The sequence below is a fragment of the Coprococcus sp. RTP31081st1_H1_RTP31081_211007 genome (assembly GCF_040227275.1).
In the GTDB taxonomy this organism is placed as follows: domain Bacteria; phylum Bacillota; class Clostridia; order Lachnospirales; family Lachnospiraceae; genus Coprococcus; species Coprococcus aceti.
Genome location: NZ_JBEHVP010000005.1, coordinates 97,729 through 109,922 on the forward strand (window position 1 = coordinate 97,729; position 12,194 = coordinate 109,922).

14 protein-coding genes are annotated in these 12,194 nt (G+C 46.2%); 1 reads left to right on the forward strand and 13 read right to left on the reverse strand.

The features are described 5' to 3' along the window. Positions 1–95 precede the first annotated feature (95 nt). The 12 genes from ABUA31_RS09440 to ABUA31_RS09495 all read right to left on the reverse strand — a co-directional run bounded on the left by ABUA31_RS09440 (position 96) and on the right by ABUA31_RS09495 (position 11,081). The gene (locus ABUA31_RS09440) at positions 96–401 is read right to left on the reverse strand and encodes a hypothetical protein (RefSeq protein ID WP_015533881.1); all 306 of its coding nucleotides are present in this window, start codon (positions 399–401) and stop codon (positions 96–98) included. A gap of 174 nt (positions 402–575) precedes the next feature. Continuing rightward, complete coding sequence (rplT, locus tag ABUA31_RS09445) at positions 576–932, reverse strand: 50S ribosomal protein L20 (protein WP_004849136.1); 357 nt, start codon at positions 930–932, stop codon at positions 576–578. A 22-nt stretch (positions 933–954) separates the two neighbouring features. After that, entirely contained in the window at positions 955–1,152 is a 198-nt protein-coding gene (rpmI, locus tag ABUA31_RS09450; RefSeq protein WP_004849138.1) for a 50S ribosomal protein L35, read from the reverse strand. Positions 1,153–1,191: 39 nt separating this feature from the next. After that, positions 1,192–1,686 (reverse strand): translation initiation factor IF-3, encoded by a 495-nt coding sequence (infC, locus tag ABUA31_RS09455; RefSeq protein WP_015533882.1) that lies wholly within the window; start codon positions 1,684–1,686, stop codon positions 1,192–1,194. Positions 1,687–1,982: 296 nt separating this feature from the next. Next, positions 1,983–4,103, reverse strand: coding sequence for an RNA degradosome polyphosphate kinase (locus tag ABUA31_RS09460; RefSeq protein WP_349818727.1), 2,121 nt, complete (start codon positions 4,101–4,103; stop codon positions 1,983–1,985). Between the two features lie 3 nt (positions 4,104–4,106). After that, positions 4,107–5,639 (reverse strand): Ppx/GppA phosphatase family protein, encoded by a 1,533-nt coding sequence (locus ABUA31_RS09465; RefSeq protein ID WP_015533884.1) that lies wholly within the window; start codon positions 5,637–5,639, stop codon positions 4,107–4,109. 26 nt (positions 5,640–5,665) lie between these two features. Continuing rightward, on the reverse strand, positions 5,666–6,724 hold the full coding sequence (locus ABUA31_RS09470) for a prephenate dehydratase (RefSeq protein WP_238051341.1): 1,059 nt from the start codon (positions 6,722–6,724) through the stop codon (positions 5,666–5,668). After that, positions 6,678–7,496 (reverse strand): 2-amino-4-hydroxy-6-hydroxymethyldihydropteridine diphosphokinase, encoded by an 819-nt coding sequence (folK, locus tag ABUA31_RS09475; protein WP_015533886.1) that lies wholly within the window; start codon positions 7,494–7,496, stop codon positions 6,678–6,680. Before folK ends, ABUA31_RS09470 begins: the two co-directional genes overlap by 47 nt. A 19-nt stretch (positions 7,497–7,515) precedes the next feature. Beyond that, positions 7,516–8,325, reverse strand: coding sequence for a dihydropteroate synthase (gene folP / locus ABUA31_RS09480; protein WP_015533887.1), 810 nt, complete (start codon positions 8,323–8,325; stop codon positions 7,516–7,518). Positions 8,326–8,384: 59 nt separating this feature from the next. Further along, positions 8,385–8,876, reverse strand: a complete 492-nt coding sequence (locus ABUA31_RS09485; protein WP_055146898.1) for an HD domain-containing protein — start codon at positions 8,874–8,876, stop codon at positions 8,385–8,387. Further along, positions 8,876–10,180 carry a bifunctional folylpolyglutamate synthase/dihydrofolate synthase gene (locus ABUA31_RS09490; protein ID WP_349818728.1) on the reverse strand — a complete coding sequence of 435 codons (1,305 nt, stop codon included), beginning with the start codon at positions 10,178–10,180 and terminating at the stop codon, positions 8,876–8,878. The genes ABUA31_RS09485 and ABUA31_RS09490 overlap by 1 nt, the downstream gene beginning before the upstream one ends. 19 nt (positions 10,181–10,199) lie before the next feature. Beyond that, positions 10,200–11,081 (reverse strand): polysaccharide deacetylase family protein, encoded by an 882-nt coding sequence (locus ABUA31_RS09495; RefSeq protein WP_242859640.1) that lies wholly within the window; start codon positions 11,079–11,081, stop codon positions 10,200–10,202. Positions 11,082–11,220: 139 nt separating this feature from the next. On the opposite strand from ABUA31_RS09495, the gene ABUA31_RS09500 reads away from it, so the two are divergent. Continuing rightward, positions 11,221–11,769: a hypothetical protein gene (locus ABUA31_RS09500; RefSeq protein WP_118018156.1), complete on the forward strand. Its 549-nt coding sequence runs from the start codon at positions 11,221–11,223 to the stop codon at positions 11,767–11,769. 74 nt (positions 11,770–11,843) lie between these two features. Here the strand turns inward: ABUA31_RS09500 and ABUA31_RS09505 are convergent, their stop codons facing one another. After that, entirely contained in the window at positions 11,844–12,173 is a 330-nt protein-coding gene (locus ABUA31_RS09505) for a hypothetical protein (protein WP_055273341.1), read from the reverse strand. Positions 12,174–12,194: the final 21 nt, after the last annotated feature.

Here is a 12,194-nt window from a genome sequence, read left to right on the forward strand (position 1 = left end):
CAGCACTCCCGCATATTTATGTGATGTCGACTTCTGTGCTCGTCACCAACGAATAAGATAATACCATCTATCGAATACAAAGTCAACAACTTTTTTCAGATTTTTATCATATTAGTGAGCTTTCTGTCCACATCCTTCATAAGGTACTCCTTGAACGCTGTGTAATACTCATGTGTGAACTGTGTATACAGGAACTTATTCCAAAGATTACTGCAGTATGTACTGTCAAAATCATAATATGAATCAGTATATACCAGACCATTGCTGAACCTGGTCACATCCAGATACGGTTCCTTTCCTGCATAGTTAAGTCTCATAACGAGGTTCTTCTGCTCACTGCAGCAAGCAAAAGTCTCAAGAAACATCTTCATCTGATCCTTTGTTATTCTCTCTACGAACATATGTGCCTCCTACTCTGTGTCTTTACTCTCATTGGTCATATCCCCTTAACCTCTATAATTATAGCATACGCCTCCGAATTATAAAACCTTTTCGCGCAACAAAAGAACCGGATGTGCAAGTTTATACCACATCCGGTTCTTTTTACTTATATATAGAAGATTCTATATTCTATATTATGATAACTGTGCCTTTGCAACCTCAACAAGCTTTGCAAATCCCTCAGCATCGCTGATAGCCATCTCTGAGAGCATCTTTCTGTTGATGTCAACACCTGCCAGCTTAAGACCATGCATAAGCTTGCTGTATGAGATGTCGTTCATTCTTGCTGCTGCGTTGATACGAGCGATCCAGAGCTGTCTGAACTGTCTCTTTCTCTGCTTTCTGCCAGCGTATGAAGATGTAAGTGCTCTCATAACTGACTGCTTTGCTACTCTATACTGCTTGCTTCTTGCTCCTCTGTAGCCCTTTGCAAGCTTTAATACCTTATTGTGCTTCTGCTTTGCGTTCATTCCGCCTTTAACTCTTGCCATTGGTTTTCTTCCTCCTGATCTATTAGATATAAGGTAATATCTTCTTCATTACCTTCTCGTTTGTTGCGTCTGTCATTGTAGCCTTTCTAAGATTTCTCTTTCTCTTAGTGGTCTTCTTTGTTAAGATATGACTCTTATAAGCTTTAGATCTCTTTAAACCGCCGTTAGCTGTTTTCTTGAAACGCTTAGCTGCTGCTCTTTTTGTCTTTAATTTAGCCATTTTACTTACTTCCTCCTTGAATTATATGTCTATAATAATTTAACGCTTTTGTGTTAAAAACATTATCATGCTTCTTCCTTCAAACTTAGCAGGCTTATCGATAACTGCTATCTCTGCAAGCTTCTCAGCAAAGTTGTCAAGAATAACCTTTGACTGCTCTACATGCGCAAGCTCTCTTCCCCTGAATCGCAGTGTAACCTTAACCTTATCGCCATGCTCAAGGAACTTTCTTGCCTGATTGATCTTGGTATTAAGGTCATTCGCATCGATGTTCGGTGAAAGTCTGACTTCCTTGACTTCCATGGTCTTCTGCTTCTTCTTGGCCTCTTTCTCTTTTCTGGCCTGCTCATAACGATACTTACCATAGTCAACTATCTTGCACACCGGTGGCTGTGCCTTAGGTGCTATCTTCACAAGATCAAGTCCTGCATCCTGAGCCATCTTGTATGCATCCCTGGATGACATTATTCCAACAAGCTGACCATCTTCTCCGATGAGTCGTACCTCTCTGTCTCTAATCTGTTCGTTGATCATTAAATCGCTAATGACTCTCTACCTCCACACTTTTAAAATTCAATTCTCTGACATAAGAAAAGTGGATAGAACCATCTATCCACTTTCTTAATACAAAGCATATTCAAACTCAGGAAAACCCTGTAAATCTTCTAAGCTAAATATTAACCCGAGTCATGTCAGACCATGCTGAGGTGAGAGTGGATACTCTGCTTCTATGTTCACTGTTTCACACAGCAATGGTAGAATACCACATCGCCAGCCGTGTGTCAACTGTTATTTTTCTTTTGTCGATATGCCTCTGTGCTGCCTTTATATCACTCATTATCGCCGTGGGATTCAACCGGGATGAACACCCTGTCATTGTCCTCTTCCTTCACCGGCTTCTGACTCTCCTGCGCAAGCTTCACAAAATACATCTGTGAATCAAGCTTTGCCTTGCCCCTGAGATCCTGCTTCGCATATGAGCCGTCAGGCTGCATGATGTGAGCCTTGAGTGTATCCTCAAGCTGTATCTTAAGGATATTCTTTATCTTCTTCTTAAGCTCTGGATCCTCTACAGGGAACGTTATCTCAACTCGCTTGTCCAGATTTCTAGGCATCCAGTCCGCACTTCCCATGTATATATCCTCAAATCCGTCATTATAGAAATAGAATATTCTCGAGTGCTCAAGATAATTTCCAACTATGGATCTTACTGATATATTATCTGAAAGTCCCGGAACTCCTGCCTTGATACAGCATATTCCCCTGACGATGAGTTCGATCTTTACGCCTGCCTTTGAGGCATCGTAGAGCTCATTCATGATCACCGGATCACAGAGACTGTTCATCTTGGCAACTATCCTTGCCTTTTTGCCCTGTCTCGCATTCTCTGCCTCACGGCCTATCAGCATGAGGAATTTGTCCTTCAGCCAGATCGGGGCAACTGCAAGCTTGTTCCACTTCTTCGGCTCTGAATATCCTGACAGCATGTTGAACACCGCCGTCGCGTCCTCTCCTATGGCATCACTGCAGGTGAGAAGTCCCATGTCAGTGTAAAGCTTTGCGGTCTGATCATTGTAATTTCCTGTTCCCAGATGCACATATCTTCTAATTCCGTCCTCCTCGCGTCTGACAACCAGTGCGATCTTGGAATGTGTCTTAAGACCCACAAGGCCATAGATAACATGACAGCCCGCCTGCTCCAGCTTCTTGGCCCACGCTATATTGTTCTCCTCGTCAAATCTTGCCTTGAGCTCGACGAGAACAGTTACCTGCTTGCCATTTTCGGCAGCCTGTGCAAGTGCCGCGATGATAGGTGAATTGCCGCTGACACGGTAAAGTGTCTGCTTGATCGCCAGGACATCAGGATCATTTGCCGCCTGTTTTATGAACTCTATGACCGGTGTGAACTCATAATATGGATGGAACAGAAGGATGTCTCCCTTCTTTATCCTGTCAAATATATGGCTGTAATCGCCCATTCCAGGTACAGGCTGCGGTTTGTACTTAGGATACTTCAGATGGTCAAAACCATCTATGCCGTTCACCTTCATGAGGAATGTGAGATCCAGAGGTCCGTTGATCTTGTATACGACCTCGTCATCGACTCCAAGATGCTTCTTGAGCTCCTTAAGGAGCTTCTTGTCCATGGCCTCGTCCACCTCAAGTCTTATGACCTCGCCCCACTGTCTCTGCTTGAGCTGCTTCTCGATCTCCTTCAGCAGATCTGCGGTCTCCTCCTCATCTATGGAGAAGTCTGCATTTCTCATGATACGGTATGGATATGCACACACTATGTCGTAGTTCAGGAACAGCTTGTCAAGGTTCTTCTCGATAACCTCCTCCAGAAGAATTATCTCGGTAACGCCCTTCTCCTCAGAAGGAAGTCTCACGATCCTTGGAAGTACAGATGGAACCTGGACGGTCGCTATATCCGTCACGTCCTTTTTCTTATCGTATATGAGTGCACCTATATTCAGTGATTTATTGCGCACCAGCGGGAATGGTCTGGACGAGTCCACCGCCATAGGTGTGAGTACCGGGTATACATCCTTCTCAAAGTATTTGTCCACGTACTTTGCCTGCTTTGGAGTGAGATCCTCATGGTGTCTCACAAGCTTCAATCCGTTCTGGGCAAGCTGAGGGATGAGGGATCTGTTCAGTGTCTGATACTGGTTCTTCATGAACTCTTTGGTGCTGGCATGGAGTGCGTCAAGCTGCTCCCGCGCCGTCATTCCGGCTATATCCTTCTTGGTGTATCCGGCATGCACCATATCCGTGAGTGATGCTATTCTTACCATGAAGAACTCATCCAGATTGGATGCCGTTATACTCAGGAACTTTATTCTCTCAAACAGAGGAATGGTCCTGTCCTTCGCCTCGGACAGACATCTCTTGTCAAATTCAAGCCAACTGAGCTCTCTGTTATAAAATATCGGATTCTTATCTGCCATCCTTTACAACCCCCTTTTCTGTTTTAACACAGGCTTCACTCCAAAGACCTTTCTGAACAGTTCAGTCTTGGTCTTGAACACCCCTGCCTCAAGCGTAATATCATTCAGTGTATCTACCGTCATCGTGAGCACGTAGTCCTTGAAGCTGAACTTCATGTCACTTATCTTCTGCCTGTGGCTCTTGTCAAGGACATCCGCAAGTCTCAGTATGGATGCCAGCTTGGCGACCTTCATGTAATCCGCAGTCATCAGCGATACCTGTGCCTTTGTCTGTGAAGGGAGATAATACTCGTTGAACTTCACAATATTTGCAATCTCCTCCCTCTCCTTGTGGGACAGTCCAAGTATCTCCGTGGACATGATTATGTGATAGGACATCATGGTGCCCTCGTTCATATTTACAAATTTGCCACAACTGTGGAGCATGGCTGCGATCTGGAGCTGCAGTCTCTCTCTCCTTCCGAGTCCGTGGACGCTCTTGAAGGAATCAAATATATCCAGTGCGTTCTGCGTCACATTCTGTGTGTGCTTCCTGTTGACCTTATATTTCTTGGCTATGCTGTTTGCCGATGCAATGATATCCTCGTCGAAATTCTTATTCAGCAGAAGCGTTCCGTTCTTATCCATATAATCGGCAACTATTCCGTCACAGAACGTAACATCCGGCGTGATGATATCCTCCGCCCTTGAGTTGTCGAGGAATGACTGGTAAATGATCGCCATCGGAAGCATCAGTGTCGCCCTCTCGTATGGCACACCATATTTTTCTGAAAGGACCTCCGGGGTGGTCTCAACTACCTTGTGATAAAGCACGCGGAACTGATCTCTTGTGATCTTGTCTGTGATATTCAGCTCCGGTCCGACCTTCTTCAGATTTGCGATTCCGTCTCCTATGGCTATTATGCTCTTGATGTCCTTATCGTTTATAAAGAGGTTCCTGAACTCCTCTATGAAGTTCGATACGAACTCCTCCATGATATTCTCCAGAGCCACCGTGTCTGCGCCGTATTTTGCCAGATAATCCCTTATTCTCACGGCTCCTATAGGAAGGTTCTGTGTCTGGATCAGATTCTGCTTGTCAAATATAGATATCTGGAGACTTCCCGCTCCTATGTCCAGAAGCGCCCTGTTCTTCGTGTCGGCATCCTCAAACTTCGACTTTGCCGCATACGCCTTGTAGTTCATGAATCTCTGCTCCGAGTTGCTGAGCACTGAGACGTCGATGCCTGTGTGCTGCTTTATCCTCTCAAGGACCATGACTGAATTCTCCGCCTCACGCACAGCGGACGATGCATACGCCTTGTATTCACGCACATCGTATTCCCTCATCTTCCTGCGGAATTTGTTGAGGATCTCACATACCTTCATTATGGAATCCTCGGTTATCCTGCCACTGTTGTAGGTATCACTTCCGAGCTCAACTGTGCTGTTGACGTAATCGATCTCCCTCGCCCCTTTTTTGGGAGTTATCTCATACACCTTCATTGACAGCTCGTTAGAACCTACATCGATGGCTGCAAATACCTTACTTGCCATATCTACCCCACCTTTCATGTTACTTATCAGTATGTTCCAATTATCTTGAAATCCATAGAATCCTTATTTATATGGTCCAGCGCATCTATCGTCGCCGGATCCATGAGACTTCCCTCAAGAGTTATGAAGAATGAATATTCCCATTTTCTTCCCCTGAGAGGCCTCGACTCAATGCTTGTCATATTGAGCCCGTTATGTTTTATATGTCCAAGTATACTGTAAAGGGTTCCACTCTCATGTGGCAGTGCAAAGCATACGGATATATTTCCCGCACTCTTCACATACTCCTTTTTCTTTGACAGTATGATAAATCTCGTTGTGTTGTTCTCATTGTTGACTATATCGTCCTTGAGTATCTCAAGTCCGTATATATCTGCGGCAAGAGCGCTCGCTATGGCAGCCTGGGTAATATCACCTTCATCCCTGACCTTCACCGCACCCACTGCAGTGTTCGCAACCGGGCACTGTGCGTATCCGGCTCTGTTTAGGAATTCACTGCACTGCAGAAGCCCCTGCGGATGGGAATATACAGTCTGTATATCAGAAAGCTTTGAGCCCGGAACTCCCATGAGCATATGTGCCACCTTGACCTCGTCTCCGCCCACGATGGTCAGGCCGCTGCTGCCAACCATATCATATATACCACTCACAAATCCGGCAGAGGAATTCTCTATAGGCAGGACTCCGTAATCAGCCTTGCCGCTCTTCACCGTCTCTATGACATCCTCAAATTTTGCAACATTTACATTTTTTATATCCTTGCCAAAATAGTCATGCATAGCCTGATGACTGTAAGCCCCCGGAACACCCTGGTATACAACCACCGTGTCTTTATCGACCTTCAGATGATCCACGGGCACAAACCCGCTCACCACATCAGAGCTTATATGTGCCAGCGCAATATCTCTGCCCTCAACACACGCTCTGTCGATAAGCTCATTCTTTCTGGTGATAAGCTGCTGTATCTGCTCCTCCAGACTGTTTATCTCTTCCAATGTATTCATTCTATCTATCCTTCCACTTGAAGTGTCAAATTTATCACTGTTTGTCCAGCCCGGCACGAAGCTCGGATATTGTCTTGCCAAGCAGCGGGTGCCTCTTGTATCCCGCTATCGCGGACAACGGTTCAAGTACAAACTCTCTCTTGTGCATCTCCACGTGTGGTATGTGAAGATCCTCACTGTCATACACGACATCATCATAAAGCAGGATATCGATATCCAGAGTTCTCGGTCCCCAGTGGATCAGCCTCTCTCTTCCCGCCGCTTTCTCTATTCCATTCACCAGTCTCAGCAGTTCCTCAGGAGTCCTGAGCGTCTCTATCTCCAGACAGCCGTTCAGAAAATCGTCCTGCTCAACGCCGCCATACGGCTCGGTCTCTATAAAATCTGATACTCTTGTCACCTTGGTGTATTTATCCTTGTTCAGCTCATCTATGGCCATGTCCAGATATGATTCCCTGTCGCCGATATTTGACCCAAGTCCAAGATATGCTGTGTGCTTTTTTCTGCTTATGGACACGGACACTGTATCTACATGTACCATGACCGGAGCCCACGGCTTCTTTACCGTCACATTTACCCCTCTCACATCATCGTAAGTGAGAAGTATCATGTCTGCTATCTCCTCAGCCACAGTCTCTATCAATTTATAATTTCTGTTCTTCATGACCTTCTGTATGCCATCGCACACGCTGCCATAGTTCACAGATTTTCTTATATCATCACTTCTGCCGGCCTCCTGGGTCGACACCTGCATGGATACGTCCACCACGAACTTCTGTCCAAGGACATTCTCCTCCCTGTACACTCCGTGATGTGCAAATACCTCAAGTCCTTTTATATTGATACTGTCCATACCGCACCTCCGCTATATTTTATCTGGCACTCAGCATCGCATGCGTCATCTTGAGTGCTCTGTAGTTGCTCTTCACATCGTGTACTCTGAAGAAATCGCAGCCCTTCACAAGCCCAAGCACTGATGTGGCAACTGTTCCCTCCTCGCGCTCGGTCACCGGAAGATCAAGTGTAAGTCCTATCATCGACTTTCTCGACGTTCCGAGGAGTATCGGGAGATCCCATTTGTGGAGCAGCTCCAGATTGTTCATGAGAAGCAGATTCTGATGCAGATCCTTTGCAAATCCTATTCCCGGATCCACCATGATCTTGTCCCTGTCTATGCCTGCTGCCAGAGCCATGTTAACCGACTCATCCAGATCTGATACAACATCAGCCAGATAGTCTGTGTAATCTGTGTTCTCCCTGTTGTGCATAAGACAGCACGCCTTGTCGTACTTCGCTATGACAGCCGCCATCTTCTCATCGTACTTCAGTCCCCATATATCGTTTATGAGATCTGCACCTGCATGTATACCAGCCTCAGCCACCGCAGACTTGTATGTGTCGAGTGATACTGCCACGTCGAAATCTCTCTTTATCGCCTCTATGATCGGTGCGGTCCTCTCTATCTCCTCCTCATCCGATATCTTTGTATATCCAGGTCTTGTGGACTCACCGCCAACATCTATTATCACAGCACCCTCAGCTATCATCTTCTCTGTGGTAAACAGAGCTGTGTCCATGGTGTTATGCTGTCCTCCATCCGAAAATGAATCCGGGGTCACATTCAGTATCCCCATCACATAAGGTTCTTTTCCACTCTCAAATGTCTTGTTTCCTATTATCATCCTTTTATCCTCCAGATATAAAATATCCGCACATGACGTGCGATCCCTTGGTACTTCCCTTAATATTTTATCCCTGTATTGCGTGCACTCTCCAGCCAGTAACACCGGTCTGATGCCTTGCAGTCAAAACAGTTTCGAGACAGCTTATCCGCATTATACAACACATATGCCAGTCCTTCCCGCTCAGCACCGTCTGTATTGTGTGAGCCTATGGCATCACATATCTGCTCATTCTCCTGCGAGGAAAATCCGCACTGCTCCAGTATCCTGCCCGCATACTCAACACTCAGCTCATGATGCTTCCTGCCGGTGTCATCAGGATCTGCCCGTCCCACATCGTGAAGAAGTGCCGCGGCATATATGATCTCCCTGTCTATTGCATATCCCTGTTCGATATTCATTATATACGCTATCCTGGCAACATCCAGGCAGTGCTCAAGTCCATGCCGACAGAATATCCTGTCGGTCTCCTTGTTCCGCACAGTCTCCATGAGACGTCTGTATTCATCGTTGTATATGATCCTGTCCACTCTGTCCATCTCTGTCTGCATCAGCTTTCTATATATCCTCCATGTTCCGCACGGTCTATGATCGGCCCAATAAATGACAGCGAGCCAAATACCATCACCACCGGATCCTGCCTGCCATCAGCCAGCGTCATCGCCAGCCTCACGGCATCGTCCACATCTTCCTGCTCATAGACTTCATCTATATATGTCCCTGCCAGCTTTTTCAGCTCATGCCTTGAAAGTGCTCTCGGGTTATCCGGCTCAACTGCTATGAACGCAGAAGCCCCCGGCATCATGATCCTGAGCATCTGCTCATAGTCTTTGTCCTTGAACACCCCACATATATATATGAGGTCTCTTCCGGCAAAATACTCATCTATGTTCTGTCTAAGTGCTCTCCAGCCTCCCGGATTGTGCGCGCCGTCCACATACATGAGAGGTTTGTCCATAAGCTTCTGGAATCTTCCCTTCCAGAACGTCGCTTTAAGTCCTCTCCTTATGTCATCCTCAGTCAGCTCATATCCAAGCCTCATGAGAACATGTGCGGTCGCAGCCGCTGTGGCACTGTTATATATCTGATATATGCCCGGGACCTGAAGTTCGTATCTCTGTCCGCCATATATATATTCACTTCCATCAACAGACTCTCCGCATATCTCTATATCCTTCTCCTTGATAAGTACCGCCAAGTCCGATATATTATTCTGCTCACATGCCATATCCCACATATCCTCAAGCTCTGAGGCAAGCGGGTACGCCACACATGGGCAGTTCTTTTTCAATATTCCAAGCTTCTGTCTGTATATATCCCTCAGGGTGTTCCCGAGAAAATGCATGTGATCCATGCTTATACTTGCTATTATCGTACAGACCGGATGACTGCACACATTTGTGGCATCCTCCAGTCCTCCCATTCCGGTCTCAAGCAACAGGAAATCGACCTTTTTGTCGCAGAAATAACAGAACGCCACCGCTGTCTCCGTCTCAAACGATGTGGGCCTTCCCCAGCCGTCCGACACCATGTCATCCGCTGCATCTTTCACCGTCTCAAGATATACGGCAAAATCCTCCTCAGACATATATTCCTTATCTATCTGAAATCTCTCAAGATATGTAAATATCGTCGGAGATATATATCTTCCCACACTGTATCCTGCACTCTCAAGTATCTCGTCCAGAAATGCGCATATTGAACCTTTGCCATTTGTTCCTGCTATATGTATAACCGGGACTGCGTCCTGCGGATCGCCCAGCCTTCTCAGCAGCTCCTTTATACTGTCAAGCCCCAGAACGCTTCCCATGGTGTCCGTATATTCTATATATCTTCTTGCCTCTTCATAAGTCATGGCATATGTCCGTCCCTTCTCATCTGTGCCTGATAAGTGGTGCATTCTCATCTATAGGCAGCAGCTCATACCCATCATCCCGGAGTCTTTCAATGAGCATCGGCAGTGATTCCACCGTGGTGTGCCTCGACTCAAGATCATGCATCAATATGACCACATCGTCGTGCTGCAGTGCATCCTTCATGATATTGTCGACAAGCTGCTCCGGCGTGTAGCTGCCACACACGGCATCATTGTTCAGCGCATTCCAATCATAATATATAAGCCCCTCGGCATTCACATAGTCTATCAGGGTGTTCATATCCACTCTGGATACCGTATTTGAACTGCCGCCCGGGAATCTGTAATATACACAATTTACACCTGTTACATCATACAATAAATTTCGCAATTCCTCAATATCTTCGGAGAAATCAGCAAGGCTTCCATATATTTTATCGTAATCATGGGTGTACGAATGAAGCCCCAGTGTATGTCCCCTATCCACTATATCCCGGTAGTCATCATAGTAGCTCTCGTCGCGCCCCACGACAAAAAATGTTGCCTTCACATCATATTTATCAAGGATATCCAGTATCTCCCCGGTGTTTCCGGATGGCCCATCGTCAAATGTGAGATACGCCCTCTTCGTTATCTCCGGCTCCGCATCAGACTCCGTTTCATCCTTCTCCGGCTGCATCTCCCCGGTATCATTTGCCCCATCCACCTCCGATGGTGTGCTCTCATCCGCCCCCAGGACATTTGCCTGCTGCCTGACCGGCCCTCCGGCAGTATAAAAGCCCCACCTCGACTGGCTGATTATGTAATAACAACAGAAAATTATGGCAAGAAATATGGCAACCGCCAGCATTATATACTGCCATCTGTCAGTCACCTCCTGCACATTGTCATTTTTTTTCAAATGATCCTCGCCACCTATAGCGTTTTTTCTATTATATTATTTTTTATTTTTAATTATGTGTCTCTTTTTTATGCCATGAATATTTCTCAGATATACGGAGAATATAAATAGCAAATATAAAAAAAGGAGAACATGTACAATGAAAAAATACTTTTTACTTGTGACGTGTATGACACTCACCATGATCCTCTTCTGTGGTTGTGGCAATTCAAACGGTGCTTCAAGCACTGGCTCATCTTCAGCAGCCAGCACCCAGACAACATCTGAGGCTCAGAATGGTAACAGCTCTGAGGGAAACAGCACCGACTCATCTGACAAAGGCGTTGTAGGCGGAGCAGCCGACGCTGTAAAGGATGTCGCTGACGGCGTGGCCGACGGTGTAAAGGATGTCGCTGACGGCGTGGGAAACACCGTGTCAGGCATCTTCGGTTCATTCGATGATGCCCAGGACTGGTTCATGGATCAGCTTCCCGCAGGTGACGGAAGATTCGAGGTTGCCAACAGTGACAAGGATCTCACAGAATTTTCCGGTGGAAAAACAGGCTACCACATCGAGCTCCACGACAACAATAAAGAGGGCGACACCAAGGTCGGTGATTTCTATATCGACTCCAGCGATGGCAAGGTGTACAGATCCGATGAGCACGGGAAGACATTTGCAGAGTATGATTTCTCTGATTATAAATAGATGAAATATCCCGCATGAAAAAACAAGCGGCACGGAGGTATCTGAAAACCTCCATGCCGCTTTATTCTATGTTCTTATTCTGCCACATCCGCTGCATCATCAGCTTCAGTAACAGTCACTTGTTCGTCTTCACCCTTCTTGTCTGAGCTCAGCATCTCTCCTGTGAGCGGATTGATCTTGACTCCCATCTCCGACGCAATGAGATTGTACATGTCAAACTCTCTGTCTCTGGCAGCCTTCTTTCTGGCCTTTACGCCCCTGGATCTGACCAGCTCCACTATTCCGAATCCGATCATCAGTATGCCGAAGAATATGAAGCCCGCCATATTTTTTGAAAAAAATGCATGAGCCACACTTATTGCGCCTATTCCGATCATCACGATACCCATAACGAAATTGAACATATATGCTTTACCGCCTTTCAC